Consider the following 26534-nt stretch of genomic DNA (forward strand, 5'->3'; position numbering starts at 1 on the left):
TTTACACCGTTAAAAATGAACGATGTAAACCTGCCATTGCCTGCTCGACCGGCTTATGCTACTATGTTTTTTTATGTAAAAAGCCGGGAGGGGAAACGATGGACCGTTACGATTTTCGCGTACGCGTGACCGGAGTATTGATGGAAGACGATCGGATCTTGCTCGTCAAGCAGCAGGTCGGCTCCCGCGGCTGGTCGCTGCCAGGCGGCAAGGCGGAAGCCGGCGAGACGCTCGCGCAAGCGGTCGTCCGGGAATTGGCCGAGGAAACCGGCCTGGTCGTACAGGTGGACAAGCTGCTGTACGTATGCGATTTGCCGGAGGTCGAGCCGCCTGTCGTACATGTTACCTTTTTGCTGAGCAAGCTGTCCGGGGAACTGCGCATGCCGACCAACGAGCTGGAGACGACGCCGATCGCGGATATTCGCATGGTGCCCGTCTCCGAATTGACGGAATACGGCTTCAGCGCCACGTTTGCCGAGCTGGTCCGGGCCCGTTTCCCGGATGCCGGAGCATACCGGGGGCACAAAAGCGCCATCGGCCTATGAGCCGCCCCCGGCGGACACGCCTTCTTGACGGAACGACAAGTTCCGCAAGGGGGCTTTTTTTCGTTTCATGAGCACACGGTCTTGTGAGAATTTTGTGAGAAGGGGTCGGTATAATGGAGCTGTTTGGCTGCTTGCGGCCATAGGCGGCGGCACAGCCATCAACCAAATCAACGAGAAAGGCGTGAGAATGAGCTTTGAGGGTACTACGCGGCATTGCATTATTGTTATTCATGCTGGTAATGGCCGGATCGTTACGAGCTTACGCTTCCGAATCCTTGGATCATTGGAATCCTCGCCATCCGCTTCCTACCGAGACGGACGTGATCGCGGCAACGTATGGCAACGGCACATTCGTCGCCGTAGGCTATAACGGTACGCTTTTTGCTTCTAACGACGCAGGCGCCACATGGATGAAGGCTCCGGGGAATGGATTTGAGGGACGTTACGAAGGCGTTACTTTCGGAAACGGCATGTTCGTCGCCGTAGGCGAGCAAGGCGTTATCCAAACTTCGACAGACGGCCTTTCCTGGACCCGCCAATTGTCCGGGACACCGCAAAATCTGAATGAAGCGGGTTTCGGCAATAATCTGTTTATCGTGGTCGGCAACGAGGGTACGATTCTGACATCGGCCGACGGGGTGAACTGGATAAGCCGGGTAAGCGGGCTGTCCGGCTCCTTCGCCGAATTGAAATCCGTCGCCTTCGGCAATGGAAAGTTCATTGTCGCATCGCAATATGATGTCCTGACATCGAGCAACGGGGTCACTTGGACGAAAATAAACTACATCGGAATGCCGGTATTCGGAATCACTTATGGCAACGGAATGTTTGTCGCCGTAGGGTATGATCAAATCGGGACGTCGGTTGACGGTATCGTTTGGAACACGCAATCGTTCCCGATCATCCCGCCCGATCTTCCTTTCGCGGCTCCTTTTCAAGGCGTAGCATACGGCAATGGCACCTTTGTTGTCGTAGGGGGTTACGGGGCGATCGCGACATCGGCCGACGGAGTAACATGGACAGCCCAAACGTCCGGACTCGACACCTATTTCAGAGGCATCGGCTTCGGCGGCGGTACGTTCTTGGCCGTCGGAGACGGCGGTGCGCTTCTGATGTCCGCCGACGGGATCAGTTGGGCCAACCGGGGCGGCGACACACGTCTGTTTTTCAGAGACATCGCATTCGGGGGCAACCGGTTTGTAGCCGTAGACGGTGGCGGAACACTATTCTCCTCGGAGGACGGACGTACGTGGAGCCGGCAAAAGCCTTACACCAACAAGAAGTGGACAAGCGTCAGCTACGGCAACGGCACGTTTCTTGCGGTGGGTGACAGCAACGAGAGAACCGTTTCGAGCGACGGCTTAAATTGGACTTTAATTCCATATATTCTCGGCAAGAGCGATCATCTGTACGGCTCCGATTATGTGAACGGCAAATTTATGGCCGTCGGAGACGAGGGCACGATCGCGACTGCGACTAACCCGGCCGATCCTCGGGATTGGAATTATATAAAACTGAGAAGAGCGCCGTCAAATGATCCTTTTGTTCTGTACAGGGCCAGCTATGGCAACGGTACAACCGTAGTAGTGAGCAATGGGAAAATCTACTATGGAAATAATGAGCCCGTTTTCTCCGTCTACTCCCCGGGCATTGTCAATATGTACGATGTCGTCTACTACAAGGATAAATTTGTAGCGGTGGGTGCGAATGGCACCATTGCGACATCGACTGACGGAAGCTCATGGATCCGGCGGGACAGCGGCACGACCAAAACACTTTGGGGCGTCGGCTACGGAAGCAACCTGTTCGTCGCCGTTGGTGACGGCGGAACGGTCCTGACGTCGAAGGACGGGATCATCTGGACGAGCAGGAAAACCAATACCGGGCAATCGTTGACGGGTGTAGTGAATGGCTTCAATACGTTTATGGCCGTGGGCGGCAAAGGGGTTCTTCTGCAGTCCGATATCATTCGTTACCCGGTCTATTATAATCCGGGGGCGCACGGAACGGTAAGCAGTACGGTCGAGAAGGTCGTCTACGGAGAAAGCCCGGCCGGCGTACCGACGGTAACGGAGAACGAGGGCTATGCGTTCGACGGCTGGACAGTCGACGGCGGCGTGACGAAGCTGACGAGTTCCGAAGTGGCGGCTACGATCATCACCGACGATATTACGTACACTTCGACTTACTATCTCAAAAGCTATCCGATTACGTATAGCGAGGGACTGCACGGTACGCTCAGTACCAACAGCGTCTCCGCATCGGTCTATCAGATCGGCGGCACCGTCACCGATGTAGTCTACCATTTCCAGAACTCCGTGAACGCGCCGATCGTCACACCTAACGAGGGATATACATTCGCCGGCTGGACAAGCGACGGCGGCGCGACGATGAAGTCCAGCGAGGAAATAGCCGCGGTGATGGTCAGAGGCCCGGTCGCTTACACCGCAATCTACTCGCATAACCGTTATCCGGTTACATACCAAGCGGGGCTGAACGGCACGATCAGCGTCAACGGAGCGGTCTATCAGCCCGGCGGCAGCGTCACCGAATCGGTTTATCACTTCCAATATCCTGTGAGCGTGCCGACCGTCATACCGGACGAGGGATATACGTTCGACGGCTGGAGCAGCGATGGCGGTGCGACGAAGCTGACGGGCACCGAGGTCGCGGCGACGATGGTGAAAGGACCGGTCACTTATACGGCATTCTACTCGTACAACCGTTATCCGGTTACATACAGGACGGGACTGCACGGTACGCTCAGCGTCAACGGAGCGGTCTACCAGACGGGCGGCAGCGTCACCGAATCGGTTTATCACTTCCAATATCCCGTGAGCGTGCCGACCGTCACGCCGGACGAGGGATATACGTTTGCCGGCTGGAGCAGCGACGACGGGGTAACGAAGCTGACAAGCACCGAAGTCGCCGCGACGATGGTGAAAGGACCGGTCATTTATACGGCGTTCTACTCGCCTAACCGTTATCAGGTTACGTATAAGCCGGGACTGCACGGCACGATTGCCGGCAGCGTCTCCGAATCGGTTTATATGAGCGGCACCAGCGTCATCGAATCGGTGTACTACCTTCAGTCCCCGGCCAACGTGCCGACCGTCACGCCGAATGCGGGCTATACGTTCATCGGCTGGAGCAGTGACGAGGGTGCAACGCAGCTGACGAGCGCCCAACTCGCCGCCACGAAGGTGACGGGCGCCATTACGTACACCGCGCACTATGCCGTCTCTTCCGGCAATGGCAACGGAGGCGGAGGCACCGATCCTGCTTCCGGCGGCTTGGCCTTGAGCGCGCTGAGCATCTCCGGCGTAACGCTCAGCCCTGCTTTCGACCCGGGCACTACGGCTTATACGGCAAGCGCGGGTAATAGCGTATCTTCGGTAACGGTAACCGCAACCGTGTACAATTCCGTGTACGCGTCCGTAACCTCCTCGGTATACAATGCCGTTTACGCATCCGTGACGGCGAGCGTGTACAACCCTGCGGGCGTGCTCATGCTGGGCCCTGTAACGCTGACGAGCGGCCAAGCTTCGGAGCCGCTTCCGCTTGACGTTGGGAGCAACAGAATCGAAGTAACGGCCGCCCTTCCCGATGGTCGTAAGAGAACGTATGCGGTCACCATAACGCGATTGTCCGAGGATGGAAGCGGCAATGGCGGAAATAACGGGAACGGCGGTAACGGACGGCCTACCGGCAGCGGGTTCAGCCAGTCTTCCGGCTCCGGCACTGCGGCCGGACGAACATCTGCGGATTCGGGCGGCGGAGTCAAAGTCGTGATCGATTCGTCCTTCATACAGCGCAAAACCGGTCCGGACGGCAAAGTATACGAGCTATTGGTCCTATCCGAGCAAGCGTTGAAGCAAGCGCTCGACATGTTGAAGACGGCCGATAAACCGGTCATCATCATCGAATTGAACGATAAGGAACCAAGCGTGCAGGTACAATTTCCGTCTTCGCTGCTGTTGGCCGCAATGGCGGCCGCCCCGGATGCCGTCTTCGAAATCAGGCTGAACGGATCCAGCTTTCAGCTGAAGGCCGGCGCGCTTGATTTGAAAGGTTTGGCGGCGCAGCTCGGAGTGAAGCTGGAAGATCTGACCGTAAACGTAATGATCGAACGGGTGGACGGACAAGCGAAGGAGGGGATGGAACGCAGCTTCCTTTCCCAAGGTTTGACCCAGATCGGCAACGCCGTCGATTTTAAAGTAACGGTCGAGGCAGGCGGCCGAACGGCGGAAGTTACCGACTTCGGAGGCGCTTATTTGATCCGATCGATCGTACTCGAAGGGAATGCGCAGGGCACCGGCTTAACGGGCGTGCTGTACGATCCGGTCACCGGAACGCTTACCTTCATGCCTTCCGTCCTGACAACGGCACCGAACGGCAAGCCGGAAGTCGCGATCAATTCGCCGCACAACAGTATTTATACCGTCATGGCCTCCAAGCCGAGAGCATTCGCCGACATGGGCGGACACTGGGCCAAGGCCGACGTCGAGCTGCTGGCATCGAAGCTGGTCGTACAAGGCGCAACCGACAGCATGTTCATCCCCGACAATTCCGTTACGCGGGCCGAATTCGCCGCACTGCTCGTTCGGGCGCTCGGCTTGTCGACCGGCGGGAAGCCGGCAGGCTCCCGCTTCGCGGATGTTGCCCCGGATGCCTGGTACCGGTCTGCCGTAGAAGCGGCGGAGAAGGCGGGACTGATCAACGGGATTACCCGGAATCATTTTGCACCCGACGAGCGGATTACCCGGGAGCAGATGGCGCTCATGTTCAGCAGGGCGCTCGTGACCGCAGGGAAAGTGGCCGACGGTGCGAAAGCCCGCAGCCAGCTTACCCGCTTCGGGGATCGCACGACGATATCACCCTGGGCGGAAGATGCAGTTGCATCGGCTCTTGCCTCCGGCATCATGAACGGGATGGACGAAGGCAGAATCGCTCCGTCCGACTATGCCACCCGGGCGCAAGCCGCCGTCATGCTGAAGCGGTTCCTGCAATTCGTGAAATTCATGGATTAGAAAATGTCCATCAAAGCATTTCCAGGATGAGCGGTTGCCTTTCACCCCGAATACTGGAAATTTAGCGAAGTTAATTTTTCGAAATCGATGAGAAAAGCTTGAGCGCTTGCGGGCCATGAACTAAAATGAAATCAGTACGAATATAGTCCGGAGTGAAGCACACCCCGTCGGCAGGAACATTTGGTTCCGCTGCGGGGTGTTTTTATGTTCCGGCGATAAGGGGGCGTTGGCGATACATCCGAATCTTGTCCGATTTATCGAGCAATTCGAGCGGGAGGCAGTGCATGGCGGCCTGTACCGTCGCAATCTGGGGAAGGCGGAGCTTTCTTTTCTGGAGAACGTATGGGGACCATCGTTCCAGTACCGTTACGAGGGGCTGAAGGCGGAATATCCGTTGAAAGATTTCAAAGGAGGGCAGCGCTTTGCCGATTTCGTCTATGTGAAGGATGGAATGAGGCTGCTGTTCGAAATCGACGGGTTTACGACACATGCAAGGGACATATCGCCGGGGGAGTTCGATGACCATTTGATGAGACAGAATGATCTACCCTGTAAATTCATTGAATTTACAGTTATTCCGCATTCACCGCGGACATAAGCAGCTATCTTGTCGGGATGGCTTGTTTTGCGTTTTTCGGCCAATCAGGTGGAGAAGCGTCCTCACATTTGCCAGCGCCAATTGAAGCAAGCTTTCGGACATTGGTGGTCGATGTCTTTAAGCAGCCTGCCCGCCGATGAAAGCGGTGTGTGGCATTTGCGCAAAGCGGCCCTTGTCCAAATGGCGGTGCGTAACCGGGATGTAGTCAAGCCCGCGGACGTAGCCAAACAATTTAATGTCAGCGGCCGGACCGCGGCCATATGGCTGAGACGCTTTGAGCAGGAGGGGCTATTCACGGCTGTCTCCGGGAAAAGCCGGGTTACGGCTTACGCCTTGAACGACAGAGCAGACAAATCCGGAACGTAGCTGCTCATCGGCGGAACCCGTCTCTTTACATGCAATCCGCAGAATAAAGAAAAGAAGTCCGGATTGCCGTGGCAGTCCGGACTTCCAGACGGATCGCCGGGACTTAGCGTCCGTAAGCTTCGGCTATTGTTGATGCTCTTGCCCTTGCTGCACTCGCATTCATTTGCGAACCCGGATTCACTAATACTGAATGCAATTTGCCTAATTATGCCGATTCGATCAAGTAAGGAGAGTTAGCGAATCTGGTTTCCTTATTTATATACTTATGTTCATTAATTGGGAATCCAGGTTCACTAATGGGCTATTTTCATGAGAAGGTGAGAAATTAGCGCAATGAAGGTAACAAATAGTGAACTATGGTTCATTGTTATGAACGGGACCCTCCGAATATAGCGGCGAACCGTCCACCCAGCCAGCGGGCGTTCGACCAGCAGGGCGGCCGAACAACAGGACTCCGATCGGCGGGCCTCCGGCCAGCGGATGAGTCGCCGAGACGGCCTTCCGCTCGCCCTCCTGCGGATGAGTCGCCGAGACGGCCTTCCGCTCGCCCTCCCGCGGTCGAGCCGCCAAGCCGGCCCTCTGCACACCCTCCCGCGGATAAGCCGCCAAGCCAGCCTTTCGCACGCACTCCCAGCGGATAAGCCGCCGAGACGGCCTTCCGCACGCACGCCCAGCGGTCGAGCCGCCGAGACGGTCTTCAGCACGCCCGCCCTGCGGATGAGTCGCCGAGACGGCCTTCCGCGCACTCCCGCCGATGAGCCGCCAAGCCAGCCTTCTGCTCGCCCGCCCAGCGGATAAGCCGCCAAGCCGGCCTTCAGCTCGCCCGCCCAGCAGTCGAACCGCCGGACCGCCCGAAGCGGACGGCCCGGCCCCTCGCTGCTCACCGGCACGCCAGCTCCCCCGCCTTGTTCAAATATTTGACCACGGCCAAGACGTACGTAGCGTGCGACCACGTGAGCGGCGCGACGGACAGCGGGCTGCCGTCGAACGGGTCGAGCTGCTCGGGCAGCACGCCCGTTTCCAGTGCGCGCTGCGTCACCCACTCCAGCGTTTGGCGCGGAGCGGCCAAATCTTCCGGCGATTTGGCACACTCGATCTCCCACTCGGCCATCCACAGCGTGCAGATGATCCACGGATTGCCCGGGATGCGGTCGATGTCCGGCGAGCGTTGGAAATAGTAATCGTTCCGGTAGCGCGCGATGCCGCCTACGCCGGTCTGGACCGTCAGCTGCTCCCGCAAAACGCGCATCGTGCTCACGACACGCGCCTCGTCGGCCGGCAGCACGCCGAACTCGAATATGCCGTACACGCTGCTCTCGGGCGTCATGTCTTTCACCCAAACCCCGTCCTGGCGAAACAAGCCGCGCACGAACCGTCCGCTTTCTTCGTCCCACAGGTGCTGCAGAATGCCGGACTTGACGCTTTCGGCCACTTTCGTATACCGCTCGCTCCGTTCCTTGTCTCCGAACAATCCGCAGAAATTGGCGGCCGCCGTCAATCCGCCATACACGGCGGAGGCGGTAAACGTATAAATCCCGTAACGTTCCTCCCACAAATCGTAGCTTGGCTTCGGCAAATTCAGCTCCGTGTCGATATAGCCGCGCATGAATTTGGCCGCCTTGCGGATCAGGCTTCCGTACAACGATTGGCACAGCTCGATATTGCCGGACTGCCGGTACAGCTGCCAGAGCGAGAACAGCACGAGCGCCGTCTCGTCCTCCTGAATCGGCAGCCGCGGCTCCCCGTCCACCATGAAAGGGTGCCAGCTGGAGCCGACCGTGCCGTCCGGGTTGTACTTGTGATGCAAGTACCCCTCCGGCGTAATCGCTTCAGCGCAAAACTGATAGAAGGGAACAACCGTCTCGTGGTACCCCGCCATCGACATGGCGTAAGCGATGAGCGCTCCGTCCCGCGGCCACATATAGCTGTAATGATCGCGGTTGTAGTTCATTATATCGGTATCGTTGGCCGCGATGATCGCACCGTGCACGTCGGTTTGGGTCCGCACGAGCAGAAGGCTCTGCTTGAACATCGAGACGACCGCCTCCGGAAGATCGGCATAATCGCGGTCGAGCTTATTCGACCACCTCTGCCAATATACCTGTACCCGGTCCAACAGCTTGCCGGGATCGTTATCGTGCACGTACCGGTCAAGCCGCTTCACTTCCTCAAGCGTATCCCCGACGGACAGCCAGTAATAGCAGAAGTCCGCCTCTCCCGCTCCGAGCCGCATCCGGAAGCCGATCGTACTGTCCACCGACCCCTGTGCGATCGAGTTCCCCCCCAGATGGCCGTCCTCCGCATCCCGCCAAGTCCCTTCCGCCAGATGGAACCGTTTGACCCCCATCGAATATTGGGTAATGCCAACGCCGCCGCATAACCCGTTGGCCATGAAATAACGGTTTTTCTTGTAATGGAACACGGTACGGTTATGCGGATAAAAAGCGGCCGTATCGCCGACCTCGTTTTCGTTGATGGCGAAATCCTGGGTGAAAAAAAGCCGGATTTCCCGCTCGCCCTCCGTCTTGTTCACGACGCGGATGCGCTTCAAATAAATGTTGTCCCTCTGATGGACGCCGTCGTTCATTTCCAGCGCTATGCCCAGCTTATCGTGCTCCGCCAGCACCCGCGTCACGAGTGAATCCGGCACATATCCGGGCGTCCAGCGCCATCCGTCATCACTCAGCCAGACGAAGGTGCCGTCCGCCCATATGCCGATCCGGCACGGATAGCCTCCGACATGATTCAATTGCCCTACGTACGGATAATACAAATCGCGGATACGGGTATACCGATCCAAATTGATTAGCATGCTGCCGTTGCCGATGGCGTAATGGCGGGGCATAAGTGTAAAGATCACCCTTTCTTCTTGCTTGCCTGATCAAGAACGCGCTGGACCGTGTCATCAGCCGACACGGCCCAGCGGACTGCGCTTTACGACTCGTTTACGGTTAGGAACTTTAACGGAATAACGTTTCTGCTTCCTGACGACCGGGACTTGCCGGTCCGTAAAGCCCCGGCCGTCAGTCAGTGCGGTAATTCCGTTAAAGTTCCTCAAGCATTCGCATTCCAGGCTGCGACGAATGGATGAGTCAAGACAAATCGGCACCTCTTCTGAACGACAGATCGGGGGTTGGCCGAGTGGTTCGGCCGCAAGTCATCCGAACGAAGCAATCGTACTTGTTGGACGCTCTGCCCAACACGGTATATTCTTCCCACGACACGGGATACACCCGCACTTCCCCCGTCGTGAAATGAGCGATCATGCAAGAGCGCTCGATGTCATATTCGACGTAACCGATTTGCTTCGACTCGATCGGGATCACATTCATTCGCCGCATTCCTCCTATTTACGAAATCCCCGATTGTTCAGCTATGGTCGTACATCAGGCTCGTGTTCCTTAGGAACTTTAACGGAATTACCGCCCCGATTGCCGACCGGGGCTTTGTGGACCGGCAAGTCCCGGGCGGCAGAGAGAGCAGGTCGTTATTCCGGTAAAGTTCCTTATTGAAAATGCCGGATCAATTCCAGTTTGTACCGTTCCGCGAGCTTCATCGCCGCTTCCTCCCGCTCCCCGTGGGCGATCAGCGTAAAGCGCGGCTCGTCGGATTCCGGCAGCAGCAGCACCCAGCCCGTTTCGTCGTACACCTTGATGCCGTCCAGCAAATCGGCCTGCCGGTTCTTCGCTTGCTCCGTCAGCAGGCGCATAAGCCTGCCCTTCTCGTCCCACGGCACTTCCACGAACGTGCTGTGAAGCGAGAACGCCGGCATAAAGGTGAGCAGCCGCGAGACGGTCAGTCCGTTCTCGAGCAAATTCCGCGCCAGCAGTCCGATGCCGAACAGCGCATCGTGGACCGGGTGGAACGGATGGGCGGTCGACGCCTCCAGCACGGCCCGCTGGCTGCGTTTCGTCCGGACTACGGCGTTGCCGAGTCCGGCGGCGGCCGAATCAAGGAACGTAGGCGCGCTTAGCGGAACCCCGATCGTCCGGCCGCGGAAGCATTGGAAATAAGACATGTAAAGCAGGACGTCGACGCGTTCACGGGATACCGGTTCGCCGCATTCGTCGTACAGAAGGAGCGACTGTCCGCCCGGATCGAACCGGACGCCGAAGTCGGCGCGATGCTCCAGCGCGGCGGTGCGCATGCCGGAATCGGCAAGAAGAGGATCGACATACGTCACATCCCACCGGAACGATGCCGCCATCGCTCCGATCAAACGGCGTATGACCGGGTCCGCCGCCGTCACGGCCAATCGAAGCGGATTTCGTTTGAGATAGCCGAGCTCGGAGATCAGCTTCTTCCCGTACGATTCGATGAGGCCTGAGGCCGTACCGGTTTCCGGAATGGCCATGACGTCCGCGCGGCTGTAATCTTCCATCGCGTAGGCGTTATCCGCCTTCCGTTCCGCGCTTTTGCCGATCGGCAAGCCGGAGGAATCCATGCATTCCAGCCGGCAGACGGTACGCCCGCCGGAATCGGAGCATTGCACATGGATGCCTCCGTCGACGCCCAGCGCCTTGACGCCGAATCGTGCAACCGAGGAAGAGCTTTCGCCCGCATCGGTGACGCCGACCCCTACCGCTTGCAGCGCCGAGATGATGACCGAGCGGATCAGCCGGGCGAAGCCGTCGCCGGACGAACTGACCGCAAGCCGCTTTCCTTTGGCGACGCTGCCGCCGTACGCCCCGGCGAATTTGGCCGCAAATTCCGGCGTTATTTCCTCATTGGCAAACCCCCGGACGGCTCCGTCCGCAAACAACGGCTTCACCGCACTCTCGCCCCAGATGACCGAAGCATTCAGCATGGCGTGCTCGCGCACCCGTTTGTGCGGCCATATTTTCACATGAGGCAGCACTTGCGTCTTCGGTCCGATCGTACAGTGGCTCCCGACGACGACTCCTTCCGCCAGAACGGCGTCAGCGTAGCTGTGAATCCGGCTGCACAGCGTCGCCCCCGATATTTCGTTATGATCGGCTATCACGTTGTGGTCCCACAAAACGGCTTGGCGAAGCGTGCTGCCCCGGGCGATCCGGTTCCCCGATCCGATGACGCTGTACGGTTCGACCGTCGCCGTCTCTTCGATGACGGTATGCTCTCCGATATAGATCGGGCCTCTCCATTCGGCGGCTCCTGCCGGAAGCGTCACGTTATCGCCGGCGTATATGCCCGGATACAGCTCCCTTCCTTTAATGGCCGCCTTCACTTTGCCGTCCAGCATATCGAATTGCGCCTGCCGGTATTGCGCCATACTGCCGATATCCGACCAATAGCCTTCGGAGATGAAGCCGTACAGCGGCTCTCCCCGCTTCATCAGGAGCGGGAACAGATCGTTGCTGAAATCCTGCTCTTTCCCCTCTCTGACCCATTGCAGCACTTCCGGCTCCAGCACGTAAATGCCGGTGTTGACCGTATCGCTGAATACCTCGCTCCAATCCGGCTTCTCCAGAAATCGGACGATTTTCCCTTCCTCATCGGTCATGACCACACCGTACTCGAGCGGACGGTCCACCCGCGTCATCACGATCGTCGCGAGCGCCTCCTTGCGTGCGTGGAATTCGATCGCGCGTCCCAAGTCGAAGTCGGTCAAAGCGTCTCCGCTAATGACGACGAATCGTTCGTCCAGAAAGGCGCCGGCGTTCTTCACGCTCCCCGCCGTCCCGAGCGGCGACTCCTCGTCGAAGTAATGCAGCTCGACGCCGAAATCTCGGCCGTCCCCGAAATGATTGCGGATCACCTCCGGCATAAATTGCATCGTAACGCCGATTTGCGTAATGCCGTGCCCCCGGAGCAGATCGATAATATATTCCATGCACGGACGGTTCAACAACGGAACCATCGGTTTCGGTATGTGGCAAGTAAGCGGACGCAGCCGCGTTCCTTTACCGCCTGCCATGATGACTGCCTTCAAGCGTTTCCCCCCTGAATGTTTGTTGTGTTTCCGATAGCGGCAAAAACCGCCCTTAATCCGGTTCCGATCAACCCGCGGTCATAAATAGAGGAAAAAATCGCCACTATTTGCGGAGTTTTTCATAAAAAGCTGCGATTTTCCGACCCCATAGGCAAAATAGGGTCGAAAATTTCCTCTATTTCTCTAAAACATCCTCCAAATGGAGAAATAAGATCATTTTTTTCCGCTATTGCACTTCCTCGCGGTCGGCGGTCATTTGCTTCCTCCGCTCTGCACCGGCTCCCCGTATAATCCCGTCCGTGACACGGGCTCCGGCACGGGGCGCTTCCGATCGGTCAATCGGTCGTAATGCGCCTGAACCTGCTCCGCGATCGCCGCGGGGTCATACTGGGTCAGCACCTTCTCATAGGCGCGGGCCGCCATGTCCGCAGCGCGCGCCGGGTCCAGCAGCTGCTCGGATACGTGCCAGGCGAGAGAATCCACGTGGCCGGGGAGCGCCTTGTAGCCGTCCGTGCCGTGCTCGACAATGTCGGCGAGCCCTCCGACGTCCGAGACGACGAGCGGCTTGCGCGAAGCCATCGCCTCCAGCGCCACGATGCCGAACGGCTCGTATAGGCTCGGGAAGACGCACAAATCGGCGGCGGCGTATAGGCGCGATTTCGTATCGTCGTCTATGAAGCCCCAACATGCAACGCGGTGCGAGACACCCGACTCGGCAACCTGGCGTTCGAGCGACTCGCGCATCGGTCCCGCCCCGACGATGACCAGCCTCGCGCCGGGCACACGGGCCAGCACGTTAGGCATGGCCGCGATCAGCACCTGCACGCCCTTCTCGTAGACGAGACGCCCGACGTACAAAATGACGCGGTCTCCGGGATCGAACCATTCCGAACGGTTCGGCCATCCCGATCGCCCGTCGGCTCGATCCCGTCCGGCCACCGGAATCCCGTTCGGGATAATGTCGACCTTGTCTTCCGGAAGCTGGAACAGACGAACGACTTCCTCTTTCATGTGCCGGCTGCAGACGAATACGCGGTTCGCTTCGTAAGTCAGCTTCCACTCCAGCCCGTGTATCCGGTGCTGCAGCTCGCCGTGCAGCTTGCCCTGCTGCCGTCCCCATTCCGTGGCATGGATCGTCGCGACGAGCGGCAGCCCGTAGCTGTGCCTCAGCTCTCGTGCGGCATGGAGCACCATCCAGTCGTGAGCGTGCAGCAGATCGATGCGCCCCCCGTTTTCTTTCCAGGAGACGAGGTAATCGACCATCGCCAAGTTCATTTCGAACGTCCAATGGTAAAAATCCGTATCCCCGGAGCACAGTACGGGCAGTCTGTGCACGTAAACCCCGTTGCGGATTTCGAAGGCGGGGGCGCCCTCGAACGAGGTCGTTACGACGTGGACCGCTTCTCCGCGCGCCGCCAGCGCCTCGGCCAAATCGGCCACGGCCCGGGATAGTCCGCCGACATGCTTGGGCGGATATTCCCATGCGAGCATAAAGGTGTTCGGCCTATCCCGGATATCCGGCAGAAGCGGGATCGGGGAAGCCGGCAGCACCGATACGTAATCTCTATAATCAAGCCCGGGAAAGCAGTTGTTTCTGTGTTCCAGGGCGATAAGAAACGTCTCGTCGATCTTTCCGTCCTCGATCATGCCGCACAGCCGATTGAAGCAGCCGAGATGATGTTTCGTCCGGCGGACCGCGTAATCGACGACCGTACGGCTGTCCATGATGAACGCCCAATCGCTGCTTTGCGCAAGCATCAGCTCCCGCGCCGCCTGATTGAGCGCCCGCTTGAGCATTGCCGTCGGCATCCTCCCGCTTCCTTTCGGATGGGAATGGCGCGTGGCGAGCCCGATCATCCGGTCCTCGGCCTGATGCAGATGGCGGTATATCCAATCGTTATCTCCCTGCAGCCAAACCTCAGTGGAATGGTTTCGGCCCCAGCTCGATTCGTTCAAGCTGCCAGTATCGGATACCGGGTACGTCTCCAAATATTCGCCCGGCGTAATCATCCGGACGTTGTGCTGGTCATGGTACGTTTTCCTGCACAGCATCTCGATCCATGTCGGGCCTTCGTACCACCAGTGTCCGAACAGTTCCGCGTCATACGGCGATACGATAATCGGCCGCCGATCCAGCCACCCGCTCCATGTGTCGGCCTGCCGCCCGCGGCACCGGAGGAAATGGTCGGCCTGATCGGCCGCCGCCTTCCGCGCCCATTCGGGGTTGTACGGCTCGCGGTGCTCGCCGGTCCCCGTAATCCGGTAATATTTCATACCGGTATTGACGCGTTCGTGGGTCGGCAGCACGTAGGGACGAATATGCTCCCATTCCTCCAAGTCGTTCCAGCCGAGATCCCAGCCGATGTCCCGGTAATATTCCCTGTAATCGAAATGTCCGGGATATCCGTCGGTCGCACTCCATACTTGCTCGGACGATTCCGGGTCGCGCGGGAACACCGTCACGCCGTAGCGCGTCATGAGAGGCGCCAGCAGCTTCCGGTTCGGGGCGGGCGAAGCATATTCGACGGCCGTCGTATCTCCTATGAAATACAGAATGCCCTCCATCTTCAGCAACCGGTCGATTCCCGGCGTGTAGGCGCACTCCGGCAGCCATATTCCCTTCGGCTTGCGACCGAAATGCCGTTCGTACTCGCGAATACCCGTGCGGAGCTGCGCCCGGATCGCTTCCTCCGTCTTCATCAGCGGCAAATAGCCGTGCGTGGCCGCAGACGTCATAATTTCCAGCTTCCCGAGATCCTGCAAGCGGCGGAACGCCGTAACGACATTTCTGCCGCAGCTCTCGTACAGCTCCATTAACCGGCGGAACCGCTCGGCGTACATCGCCGCGAGCGGATACAGCCGATCGTCGTTTCGAAGGCGTGCCTTCTCCTTGTCCGCGAGCCCGATCAGCTTCTCCAGATGCGCGGCGTACCGCTGCTGCATGAGAGGATCGGCGCACAGCGCCAGCAGCGTAGGCGTCATCGAGAACGTGATACGGTAGTCGACGCCGTCGCGCACTAACCGGTCGAACACCTCGATCAGCGGCAGGTACGTCTCGGTCATCGCTTCGTAAAACCATCGCTCCTCCATGACGTCATCCCGGTCGGCATGTCGGATGTAAGGCAAATGAGCATGCAGCACCAAAGCCAAGTAACCTTTATGCTCCGGCTTCGTTTTCCATCGTTTGTACATCGGAACCCCCGTTTAGGTTTTTATATGGATGTTCGATACGGTGCGAAATGCTCCAGCGTGTAGGGAGGAATATAAGCCTTCGGGTGGGAAATGGACGCTTCGGGTACGACGGGGACGAGAGGGCGCCCCCAGCCGGCCGGGCAGTCTCGCGGAGTTTGCACGACATTGGACCTTATGAGGGGAACGAACTGCCGCTCCCATGTGTACACCCCGAGATCGGCGGTGTAGGCCGCGTCGGCATTTAACCCGGTTATGTACCAATTGTCGGCTTCGGGCGTAAGCTCGACGTCGATGACCCGGTTGGCATTGCGGCCGTTGAACAGGACATACGTGACGTCATATACCCGGAGCACCTTGGGCAGATGCCCATAATCGCATTCGAAATGCTGCGCGGCCAGCCATTTTCTGCGGTCGGACACTTCCCAGTACGCGTAGAGCGTATGGGCATTCCGAACGAGCAGGCGCAGCATGTCTTTATGGAAGGCACCGGGAATTTCATAGCCTTCCGTCAACAGATCGTGCAAATGGGTTCGCCTTCCTTTCTTTTTTGTGGTACTTCTAACCATACGACCGCTGTTCGCGAAATATGCCTATCGCCCGGCGGGAAATTATTCGGTATTTGCGACGGCCAGTTCGGCCGCATACCGATGCGCCTTGCCCTGTAAACTCGCTCTTATTCCGCATGTCACCGCGGACAGAAGCATCTTTACGATCTCTTTACACACCGCGGATAATTGGCGGTTCTCCATCGCCCGGTTTTCCTGTACAATAAGAGGAAGGCTTTTTCCGTTTCACATCCAAACGCGCCGATTAAGCGCTTTCTTTATAGCAAAGGGGTCCGGATTGGATTGTTCAAAATTCCGATCAACGTCAATTCTTTATTCATCAAAAGCATGATCAGCTTCATGGCGATCATCGTGCTGCTCGCCTCGTTCAATTATTTGTCGTTCGCCTTCTTCAAAACGAACATTCAGCGGGAAATTATCCAGCATAACCGGGTCGCTTTGGAAAATGCGGCGGACCGGTACGAGAAGCATCTGTCGATCATTGAGACGCTGCTGTTCAAGCTGTATCAGGACGAGAACGTCGTCTCGTTCGGCAGACAGCTGGCCGAGAAGGAGACGGGCCAGGTCAATTACTTGAAGCCGGCCGACATGATGGAGCAGATCCGGCGGGACGTCAACAATCCGTTCCTCTATCTGGACAACATCATCGTATTTTACAATTCCGCCTCGTTTACGGTGGACAAAAACGGGACCGGCGACGCCGACAGAACGTTTTCCCGGTTCTATGCGAGCGAGCCGTACGGACACGCCTTCTGGCAGCAGCAGTTCAAAGAGCCTTATACGTCCGCGCTGCTTCCGAGCCGGCTGTTCTCCGTCGTCTCCTCGGACAAGCAAAACAAGCTGCTGTTCCCGATGGCGGTCAAGCTGCCCGGCTACAGCCATCTCGTCATCGGCTTGCTCGACGCGCAGCAGCTGTTCGAATCGTTCTACAGCAACGACAGCCCGGCCTTCAGCGTCGTCCGGCAGGACGGTACGGTTCTGTTCGATTCCTCGGGCCCGGCGTCGTCCGACAAGCGGTTTATTCCATCGGAAGCGGGCGATTACGTCGCGATCGATAACATTTATTACTTCTACAAGAAGAGCGGCGAATCGGGCTTGACGTATATGACGTCGGTTCCCTACGCGACGATCGCCGGGCAAATCGCCAAGCTGAAATGGACGCTGCTCGTCCTGTTCGTCCTGTCGGTCATCATCGCGGCCACGGCATCCGTCGTGTTCAGCCGGAAAATCAACGCCCCGGTGAAGCAAATTATCGCCTCGCTGCGGCATCGCAGTCCCGAGGTCGTGCAGAGCAGCATTTACGAGTTTGCGCTGATCAACGAAATATCGCGGGAGCTCATCCAAGAGCGCAACGACATCCACGTCGACCTGCAGAACAAAACGTCGCTGCTCACCGACTTCGGATATATAAGCAAGCTGAAGATGATTGCGACGGGAACGGGGGCGGGCGAATGGAACGAGGCGGTCACGCAGCTCCGGGAGTTCCGGATCGTCCTGTTTCAGCTGAATTTCCGCCATGCGCTGCTTCAAGCCGCCCAACTGAAGGCGGACCGGCTTACGTACGCCGCGCGCGAATGCGTCGATCTGATGATGTCGGATGGGTTCGAGCATTCCCGTACTTTGCAGACCGAGAGCAATCAGCTCGTGTCGGTCGTTTATGGGGAAGAAGGGCTGCACAAGCTGGAGGAGACGCTGTCCGTGCTGAAAACGATTTTCGACCGGGATAAAGAACATTATCTCGTCACGGCGGCGGTCAGCGACATCTTTCAGGAGGCGTCGGACTTCAATCGCGCTTATACGCAGGTGTCGAACCGTGCGAAGCAAGCCGCGCTTCGGGACGAAATGCAGATCGTATGGGAGGATGCCGCCCACGCGAACCACTTCGTGTTTACGGCGGAGCAGGAGCAGGAGTTTTATGTCAACATGCAGGAAGGTAACGGACCGGCATGCGAGCAGCTGATCGGCCGGATGCTGGAGCAGATGTATAAGAAAGAAGCGTTTCGCCTGCAATTCCGCGCTTTCGCCCAAGGCGTGACCGCCAAGATGATCAAGATAACGGAGAAGGCCAAAGTCGATCCGGACCTGTCGGAGCAATTGAATGCGATGCTTCCGGAGCTTGAGGAATGCTACACGCTGGACGACTACAGGCTTTTTTTCGACAACTTCGTATCGGTGGCGGCCGATTCGATCAAGCGGAAGCGCGACGAGAAAGATCCCGTCGTCGAATTTTTCGCCGACTATTTGGAGACGCATTATGCCGAGGACTTGTCGCTCGATTCGGTAGCCGACCGGATGAATATGTCGAGTAATTATTTGTCCGCCTATATCAAGGAAAAGACGGGAACGAACTTCAGCGACCATCTGAACAACGTGCGCATCCGCCAGGCGAAGGAGATGCTGTACGGCACGAGCCTCACGATCCAGGATATCGGCGAACGGATCGGGTACCGCAACGTCACGTCGTTTATCCGGATGTTCAAAAAAATAACCGGCCTTACTCCCGGCGATTACCGGAAAAGGTCGGCGCTCGAAAGCAAAGCCGGACTGCAAGCGTAGTCCGGCTTCTTCCTTGCTTTTATTTGCTGTTCATATACGCTTGGAAAGCGTCGTTGTACAGGTCCATATATTTGTCGAGCCCGATCATCTTCAGCCCGCCGACGTATTTGTCCCAATCGGTGAAAGGAACTTCGCCGGTAATGAACTTGGAATGCATGTCCTGCACGTACGAGAATATTTCGGTGCCCAGGCTGCCCGGGGTGAAGTTGAACGTCGGCCATATTTCCTTGACCGCGTACGGCTTCACTTTGCGCGCCGCCTCCAGCGATTCCGGCATGCTCTCCGAGCCTTTGAACATCGGCTGACGGACATGGCCCGGATAGCTTCCCCCGAGCCACGTGACATAAGGAGTAAGCGCCTGCTCCATCGTCAAGCCGTCCGGGTTGTTCATGATCGAGTCTACGTACCGCAGCTCTCCGTTCGCGGTTTCTTCGTAGCTGACGGATGGGACTCCCATGTAAAACAGCTTGCTCCCTTCCTCGCCGAAGAAATAGTCGATCCATCTCATCGTCGCTTCCGGATATTTGTTCTTGCTCGTAATCGCGAAGGCGCCGATATGGACGAACGGAGACTTCACGTGCGAATACAGCTTGTCGCCATGGGGGCCTTGCAGGGCGGGCATCCCGACATAGCCGGTCTGCTTCATGAGCGTAAACGGGCTCGGCATCACCATGGAGCCGTACAGGCGCTGGGAGCCTTTGGCATAAAACTCGCTGCTTCCGATCGTAAAAATATCTTTCTCGATCAGCCCTTCGGCATACAGCTTATGAATAAACTGGAGTACTTCCTTGTACGCGGGATCGGCGGGTATGAACCGGAGCCGGCCTGCGGTTTCGTCCCAGTCCACCAGCGTATGGGCGAGTCCCCTGTTGCCGAGTCCCCACGCCCCCTTCAGATGATAGATCAGCTCGTTGATGCCTATGCTTCCGAAAGGCACTTCGTCGGCGATGCCGTTGCCGTTCGGATCGCCTTCCTTCACCGCCTTCAGGTAGGCGTAGAAGTCGTCGGTCGTCTGCGGTTCGGGCAAATGCAGCGCGTCGAGCCACTCTTTGTTGACCCACAGCGGCATGCCGATCAGCATGGATAGGAACTCCGTGTCGTAAAAAGAAGGGATCGAATAAATGCCGCCGTCCGGCATCGTCAGCCAATTCCGCAAATCCGGGTAGCGGTCCAGCAGCTTCTTCAGATTCGGCGCCGATTTGTCGATCAAGTCGTTCAGCCGGATCAGGACGCCGTCCTTGCCGTATTTCATCAGCTCGGAGACGGTCAGTCGGGCCGCATAGAACGCATCCGGGTAATTGCCGGTGGCGAGCGCGAGTCTCCTCGCCTCCCCCAAGCTTTCGAACGGCACGAGCCGAAACTTGACGTTCATATTGGTCATCCCGGCATAATGTTTCCACAGCAGCACTTCATTCCAGTTGGAGGCGCTTGTCGCCGACTTGCCGGCCAGAAACGTAAGCTCGACCGGCTTGCTCATAATGGGCATGCCTTGCGGAAGCGGAACCGGAGGCTCATCGGCCTTATCCGCGTTATACGCATGCTTGCCGCCGTACCAGGCCAACGAGCAGGCGACGACCAGCGCCCCGGCAGTCGCCGTTATCCACTTTTTGCCTCGGGCCATATGTTCTCCTCCGCTTCCGTTCGGCAGCTTTGCGCCGCTTTTCCTATTCCCTATCTAGCATTATAACAGAAACATACGGATTACTTGCTCTGCTCGGCGATATATTTGTCCATCAGCTCGTCGTAGCTGCGCAGCGCGGTGTTCACGTCCACCTTGTTTTTGACGACTTGGGTCATCACCTTCGTAATTTCGTTAAACGCCTTGTTCGCGTGAATCGTCGACGGGAACGGCTTGGTCGGAGCCGATTTGAATACGGCCGGGACATTTTTCCCTTTCAGGAACTCGAGGTTTTTGCCGAACTCGTCCTGGTACTTCTTGTCCTTCAAGATCGATACCCGTCCGTTGCGGGCCATATCCAGCTGCACTTCCTCGGACACGACCGTCTCGATGACTTGGGCGGCCGCTTCCTTATGCTTGCTCGTATTCGGCACGACCATAACGTGCAGGTCGATCTGGGTGCCTACGCCGGGCTGGTCCTTCCATGTCGGATAGGAGGCCATGTCCCAATTCGGGAACTGGTCCTTCACCTCGGCCAAATTCGGGAGCCAGTTCAAGCCCGCGAGCATCGCCAGCTTCCGATCTTTGACGAAGGCGTTGACGCCGGAGCTGAACGTTTGAATCGTCGAGTTGCCGGGAATCTCGTAAATGTCTCTGACCATCTCCGTTACTTTCTTCCACTGGTCGGTATTGCCGAGCGATTTGAACGTCTTCGGGTCCACGAGCGGCAGCCCGAGCTGGGAGCCCGCCCGGTATACCGAATCCGGCTCGAACCCGCGATACTGTACGCCGTCTTCCTGCCGCGTCACCTTCTTGGCGAGCTCGGTTAATTCCTGCCAGGTCATGCCGTCCTTCGGATACGACGCGCCGAACTTGTCGAAGATGTCTTTATTGTAGTAGAGCGCATTGAAATGCATCGTGTACGGAACGCCCATCAAATAGCTGTTCTCGCTCGTAATTTTGACCGCTTCGAGCGCGGTCGGATTAAACTTGTTCAGATCGATGTTCGTTTTTTTGATCGACTCGGTCAAATCCTGGTCGGCCTTCAGCCGTTTCAGGTCGGGAAGGAGCAGCGACGTATGGAAAATGATGTCCGGCAGCGAATTGCTGGCCAGCAAATTTTCGAACGAGTTCGCTTTATCGTCCAGCACGATCCGGTTGATCGTAATGTGCGGATATTTCTTCGCTACCGGCTGCACGATGTAGCGCTGGATTTCGTCCTCGGTCAAATACCCCGTCGCCCGCACTCCGATCGTCACCGTTACCGGATCGGGCTTCTTCTCCACCTTGTCCGCAGGCTTGCTTGAGCCGCCTGAAGCCGCCTTGTCGCCGCCCGCTCCTCCTCCGCATCCCGCCAAAATCGTCGTTGCCGCCAAGCTGGCCGCGAGCACTTGCATCCACTTTTTCATCTCTATTCGTCCTCTCATTTCTGCTTGTTTTCCTCGATATATTTATCCATCAGCTCATCGTAACTGCGGAGCGCGGTGTTGATATCCACCTTGTTTTTCACAACCGTTGTCATCACTTTCGTAATTTCATTGAAAGCCTTGCTTCCGTATACCGTCGGCGGAAACGGCTTCGCCGGGGTCGTTTTGAAGATGGCCTGCACATTTTTCCCTTGCACGTGATCCATCTTCTTGCCGAATTCATCCTGGAATTTCTTGTCCTTCAGCACGGAAAGCTTGCCGCTGCGGGCCATGTCCAGCTGCACTTCGTCCGATACGACGACGCTAGCCACTTGAATCGCCGCATCTTTATGCTTGCTTACCGACGGGATAATCATCAGATGCAGATCGTACTGCGTTCCGATTCCGGGCATTTCCGGCCATACGGGATAAGAAGCGAGATCCCAATTGGTGAATTCGTTCTTCACTTGGGCGAAATCGGCCAGCGGGTTCACGCTAGCAAGCATAGCGAGCCTCCGGTCCTTGGTGAAAGCTTTCATGCCGCTCGTGAACGTTTGAATGGTACCGTTGCCGGGAATTTCATAGATGCCCTTTACCATTTCGACGACTTTCTTCCACTTGTCCGTATTGCCGATCGACTTGAGCGTCTTCGGATCGACCAGCGGAAGTCCGAGCTGCGAGCCTGCCCGGAAGACGGAATCGGGCTCCAGCCCCCTATACTGCTCGCCGTCTTCGACTCGCGTCAATTTTTTGGCGAGCTCCGTCGCTTCGGGCCACGTCATGCCGTCCTTCGGGTACGACACGCCGAATTTATCGAAAATATCTTTGTTGTAATACAAGGAGTTGTACAAGTACGTGTACGGGATCGCGATTAAAGCTTCTTTCTCGCTGGCCAGCTTGACCGCCTCGAGCGTCGCCGGATTGAAGCGGCCGGTGTCCAATTTGTTGCTCTGGATCAGCCCGTTCAAATCTTGTTCCAGTCCGAGCCGCTTCATATCGCCGAGAAGCAGGGACGTATAGACGATAATGTCCGGCACTTCGCCCCGCATGACCAAATTATCGAACGAGTTCGCTTTATCGTCGAGCCAGATTCGATTGATCGTGATATGGGGATATTTCTTCTTCGTCGGCTCCACGAAATAACGCTCGATCTCTTCATCTGACAAATACCCCGGCCGTACGCCGAGCGAGATCGTGACCGGCTCCCGGCTAGCGGCTTGATTGGATACGGTGGTTGTACTTGCGCTTGTGCTTCCCCCCGCCGCCGTTTGCTCCTTTTGTCCGGAGCATCCGGCTAATACCGCTACCGCCGCAGCAACTGCGACCAAGCTTTTGAACTGTTTTCCGACCATCGTTACTCCCCTTCTCGTCTGCCGCATATCAATCATTGGATTTTTCTTGTCGTCAATACGCCTGCGTCATCCACCGTCACCTTATAGCAAGAGCCGTTCGGGGAATACAGACAGTAAGAGTCGGATGAGGTCGTCGAGCTGTTGCGGTAATGGCCGGAGGCGCCCTCTACGATATTGTTGAACGTATCTATGTTTTTGCAGCTGGCGGTAATCTGGATGCCGTAACGGTTCGGGTTGCCGTTAACCGCTTTCCTTACCGTGTTGCTGTGAATCGATCCGTTCTCCACTTTGCTGCTCAGCATAATGCCGTCATAACGGTTCGCTTCGCCTATGCCTACGGAATCCGCAATGTTGTGATCGACCGTAACCGCCGTAATCTCGTTAAGCAGAATGCCGTAAGAGCCGCAGCGTTTCATCGTATTGCCATGAACGGACAAGTTCGAGCCTTTGGACAGCCAGATGCTGTCCGTCAGCGCGTTCTCGATCCGGTTGCCCGCCACTCGGCAGTCCATCGTGTTCTCGGTATAGATACCGCGTCTTACGTTGCTGACAATGTTCCCTTCCATTTGTACATGTCTGCACCATGAAGTCGTAATGGCCGTCTTGCTCTCGGCGACGTCGCGCACGATATTGTTCGTGATGGCAATTTCTTGCGCGTAAACTTGATCCGCACCGTAACAGCTTATGGCGGCGAACTGGGTCGTCCCGACGATCACGTTGTCGGAAAGGTTCATCCGGCTGCCCGCTTGCGGCGTACCGCGCTGAATCCCGTCCTTGTCCTTGGTCGACTCGCTGTTCGGGGCGGGCGTGCTTACGGTAATCCCTCCGCCGCAGCCGAGCATCGTGTTTCCTTGGACTAGGCAGTCGTTCCACTTGAACAGCCGGACCGCCCAATACGTCAGCCGATCGAAGGTATTGTTCACGATGCGGATATCGTGCGCCCACGCGTCGTGAATGGCGCCATGCGTCCCGACTCCCGCCGGCCAGGCGGTCGTGCCTTCCGTTCCGCTTGCGCCGAAATAGCAGTCGCGGACCGTAATGTTCCGGCTCGGAGTGCCGTCGTATTTGCCGAAGGCGGTGAAGCCGAGCTTCGTCATCGCGTCAATTTGAATCGCTTCGGAGAAGTAACGGGAGCCGTCGGCCGCATTTTTGTACCCGAGAAACTTGCAATTTTGCACGAGCACGCCGCTGCTGGCATCGATCTCGATTGCATGGGCCCAGGAAATGTCCTTGATCGTCATATCGCGGATCTTCACGTTGGAGGCGTGGCCGATGTTGATCCCGTTGAACGCGTCGGGATATTGAACGATGTTGCCGTCCAGCGTGCCGCCTTCCATGACAATGTTGCCATGACCCTCATAACGGTCATATTGCGCCCCATAGTCCCCGTTCAGAAAGAAGCTGTCATTGTGATGGCGCTTCAAAACCGCATTATGGTTCAGCGACAATCGGGTGTTGCGGTAAATGAGCAGCATCCGGGTTAATTTGTACACGCCTTTCGGAACGACGACGGTAACTCCGCCATTCGTCTTGGACAAGTTCAGCACCCGTTGCAGCGCGGTCGTATCGTCTGCCGAGCCGTCGCCTTTCGCTCCCCACCATTGCGGATAAAGGTCGCTGGCGCCAAAGCTCCCTGCAATGCTTCCCTCTCCCGCGAAAATTTGCGTCATGGCTGCCTCGATCGAAGCATCCACCGTCAAGGCGATCCCGGAAGCCGGAGCCAGCATCGCGCCTTGGTCGAACAACAGCCGGACCGTCCGCGGGAAAGTCAGATTCGCCCCGATGCGGTACGTCCCCTGCGGGAAATATAGCGTCGCATTGGCGCCGGCGCCGAGCCCTCCGATGAGTTGATTGAGCGACGCAAAATCGTCGGCGACCCCGTCCCCGACCGCTCCGTAGTCGGTAACGTTATACCAGTGGATGCGTACGGACGGCTTCGGTTTGTTCGTTTTCTCGTCTTTGCCGTAGACGTGTTCCGACACCCCGGATGATTGCGCGCTCGCCGAGCCGTTCAGACTGCCGGCCAACAAGCTTTGCGAGGCCAGAGCGACCCCTGCCGCACCGAATGCGACCAGCAGCTTTCGGCGGCTAATGTGTTCCTGATCTTGATCCATGTTCGACCCTCCATGATCCGGATATAGGGAGACCGTGCTTGAGCTGCCTCCTTCACGCGAACTTCCCCTTCAGTGTAAGCCGCCAAATGAAACCGCCATATACACACCTTCCACGATACCTTGCAGATGTCGGGCCGATCGTAACGTTTGAATAGATTCGTAAGAAATGGCAACTGTTTCGGGAGCGGCGGGAGAGCGGGATAGTGTGCAAATGTACCTTATTGGCGGGGAAAGGGGGGCTCGGCGAGTACATAGTGTTCAAATGTACCTTATGTGCTCGTCGACGGGGTTAGTGGGCGGCAAATCGGCACAAAGTCGGCGGGATAGTGTGCAAATGTACCGCCCTCTGCCCCAATTTCCGAACTTCCTGAACAACTGTACAAAATGCGAAAAAGTGTCAATTGCATCATTCCGGAATCGGACCTAGGATAAACTTGGCATCGCCGATTCGGCGGCTATAACAGGCTATAGACGGAGGAACTATACGATGGAGCGCGTAATCAGCTATTCGGATTTACTGTTGCTGGGCGGACAAGCGGAGGAGAATGTGGACATCCTGCTGCGGGAAGGGGCAGCGCATATCGAACTGCTGCTGGACGGCAAATCGTGGGACGATATGGAGGAAACGATGGCGAGGCTCGTGCCGTATTTGCTCGGAACGAAGGCGTCCTACACTGTGCATCCGCCGGCGTGGGATACGAACTTGACGAGCGAGAACCGGGCGATTCGCGACGCTTCGTTCGAGGAATACCGCAAATCGATCGAGTGGGCCCACCGGATCGGAGCGACGCATGTCGTCATCCACCCCGGCTTCTGCTTCTCGCCCGCATTCTGCAAGCAGACCGCCGCGCTCCGGGCCGAGGAAGCGGTCAACCGGCTGTGCCGCGTCGCCGCCCCGCTCGGCATCAAGCTGGCGGTCGAGAATGTCGGCTACCACGGAAGCTCCCTGTTCAGCCAAGACGAGTACGTAAGCTTCGTCGAGCGGCTGGAAGAAACAGCCGTCTACTTGGTAGATACGGGGCACGCGCATATAAACGGCTGGGACATCCCCGCGTTGATCCGGCAAACGGCGCCAAGGCTCGGCTGCGTTCATCTTCACGACAACACCGGAGACGCCGACGATCACCTGCCGATCGGCGAAGGAACGATTCAATGGGCGCCGGTCTGGGAAGCGCTCCGCGACGCCCCCGGCTGCCAGCTCATTTTGGAATACGCCCCCGGCACGGCATTGTCCAAGCTGAGCGATGGGTACAAGCTGCTGCGGGAGATCGGCTGCTGAA

Annotated in this window: 16 protein-coding genes; 6 read left to right on the forward strand and 10 right to left on the reverse strand. The window is 57.5% G+C overall.

Features of this window, described 5'->3' with window-relative positions; all coding sequences use genetic code 11:
• The first annotated feature begins 98 nt into the window (after window positions 1-98).
• The 4 genes from FE783_RS30535 (at window position 99) to FE783_RS30550 (ending at window position 6539) form a co-directional block, all read left to right on the forward strand.
• Window positions 99-545: an NUDIX domain-containing protein gene (locus FE783_RS30535; RefSeq protein ID WP_138883187.1), complete on the forward strand. Its 447-nt coding sequence runs from the start codon at window positions 99-101 to the stop codon at window positions 543-545.
• Window positions 546-820: 275 nt separating this feature from the next.
• Window positions 821-5575, forward strand: a complete 4755-nt coding sequence (locus FE783_RS30540) for an InlB B-repeat-containing protein (protein WP_158302129.1) — start codon at window positions 821-823, stop codon at window positions 5573-5575.
• A 226-nt stretch (window positions 5576-5801) separates the two neighbouring features.
• Complete coding sequence (locus tag FE783_RS30545; RefSeq protein WP_138883189.1) at window positions 5802-6173, forward strand: hypothetical protein; 372 nt, start codon at window positions 5802-5804, stop codon at window positions 6171-6173.
• Window positions 6174-6200: 27 nt separating this feature from the next.
• The gene (locus FE783_RS30550) at window positions 6201-6539 is read left to right on the forward strand and encodes a helix-turn-helix domain-containing protein (RefSeq protein ID WP_138883190.1); all 339 of its coding nucleotides are present in this window, start codon (window positions 6201-6203) and stop codon (window positions 6537-6539) included.
• A 293-nt stretch (window positions 6540-6832) separates the two neighbouring features.
• Here the strand turns inward: FE783_RS30550 and FE783_RS30555 are convergent, their stop codons facing one another.
• The 6 genes from FE783_RS30555 to FE783_RS30580 all read right to left on the reverse strand — a co-directional run bounded on the left by FE783_RS30555 (window position 6833) and on the right by FE783_RS30580 (window position 16166).
• Window positions 6833-7429, reverse strand: a complete 597-nt coding sequence (locus FE783_RS30555) for a hypothetical protein (RefSeq protein ID WP_138883191.1) — start codon at window positions 7427-7429, stop codon at window positions 6833-6835.
• Window positions 7420-9384 carry a glycoside hydrolase family 15 protein gene (locus FE783_RS30560; RefSeq protein ID WP_138883192.1) on the reverse strand — a complete coding sequence of 655 codons (1965 nt, stop codon included), beginning with the start codon at window positions 9382-9384 and terminating at the stop codon, window positions 7420-7422. The genes FE783_RS30555 and FE783_RS30560 overlap by 10 nt, the downstream gene beginning before the upstream one ends.
• Window positions 9385-9631: 247 nt before the next feature.
• A complete protein-coding gene (locus FE783_RS30565; protein WP_138883193.1) occupies window positions 9632-9871 on the reverse strand; it encodes a hypothetical protein in 240 nt (79 codons plus the stop codon).
• Between the two features lie 173 nt (window positions 9872-10044).
• Entirely contained in the window at window positions 10045-12450 is a 2406-nt protein-coding gene (locus tag FE783_RS30570; protein WP_138883194.1) for a sugar phosphate nucleotidyltransferase, read from the reverse strand.
• 252 nt (window positions 12451-12702) lie between these two features.
• On the reverse strand, window positions 12703-15642 hold the full coding sequence (locus FE783_RS30575) for a 1,4-alpha-glucan branching protein domain-containing protein (RefSeq protein WP_138883195.1): 2940 nt from the start codon (window positions 15640-15642) through the stop codon (window positions 12703-12705).
• Between the two features lie 20 nt (window positions 15643-15662).
• Complete coding sequence (locus tag FE783_RS30580) at window positions 15663-16166, reverse strand: DUF4912 domain-containing protein (RefSeq protein ID WP_238403317.1); 504 nt, start codon at window positions 16164-16166, stop codon at window positions 15663-15665.
• A gap of 324 nt (window positions 16167-16490) precedes the next feature.
• On the opposite strand from FE783_RS30580, the gene FE783_RS30585 reads away from it, so the two are divergent.
• Window positions 16491-18764, forward strand: coding sequence for a helix-turn-helix domain-containing protein (locus FE783_RS30585; RefSeq protein ID WP_138883197.1), 2274 nt, complete (start codon window positions 16491-16493; stop codon window positions 18762-18764).
• 19 nt (window positions 18765-18783) lie between these two features.
• Here FE783_RS30585 and FE783_RS30590 read toward each other — a convergent pair whose 3' ends face one another.
• The 4 genes from FE783_RS30590 to FE783_RS30605 all read right to left on the reverse strand — a co-directional run bounded on the left by FE783_RS30590 (window position 18784) and on the right by FE783_RS30605 (window position 25254).
• Entirely contained in the window at window positions 18784-20385 is a 1602-nt protein-coding gene (locus FE783_RS30590; protein ID WP_138883198.1) for an extracellular solute-binding protein, read from the reverse strand.
• A gap of 80 nt (window positions 20386-20465) precedes the next feature.
• Window positions 20466-21791, reverse strand: a complete 1326-nt coding sequence (locus tag FE783_RS30595; protein WP_158302131.1) for an ABC transporter substrate-binding protein — start codon at window positions 21789-21791, stop codon at window positions 20466-20468.
• A 14-nt stretch (window positions 21792-21805) separates the two neighbouring features.
• Window positions 21806-23140 (reverse strand): ABC transporter substrate-binding protein, encoded by a 1335-nt coding sequence (locus FE783_RS30600; protein ID WP_158302132.1) that lies wholly within the window; start codon window positions 23138-23140, stop codon window positions 21806-21808.
• A 32-nt stretch (window positions 23141-23172) separates the two neighbouring features.
• Window positions 23173-25254 (reverse strand): glycosyl hydrolase family 28-related protein, encoded by a 2082-nt coding sequence (locus FE783_RS30605; protein ID WP_138883201.1) that lies wholly within the window; start codon window positions 25252-25254, stop codon window positions 23173-23175.
• 487 nt (window positions 25255-25741) lie between these two features.
• Here FE783_RS30605 and FE783_RS30610 point away from each other — a divergent pair, with 487 nt between their 5' ends.
• Complete coding sequence (locus FE783_RS30610) at window positions 25742-26533, forward strand: sugar phosphate isomerase/epimerase family protein (RefSeq protein ID WP_138883202.1); 792 nt, start codon at window positions 25742-25744, stop codon at window positions 26531-26533.
• The last annotated feature ends 1 nt before the right edge of the window (window position 26534 follow it).

The sequence above is a fragment of the Paenibacillus mesophilus genome, from assembly GCF_005938385.1.
Classification (GTDB): domain Bacteria; phylum Bacillota; class Bacilli; order Paenibacillales; family NBRC-103111; genus Paenibacillus_AB; species Paenibacillus_AB mesophilus.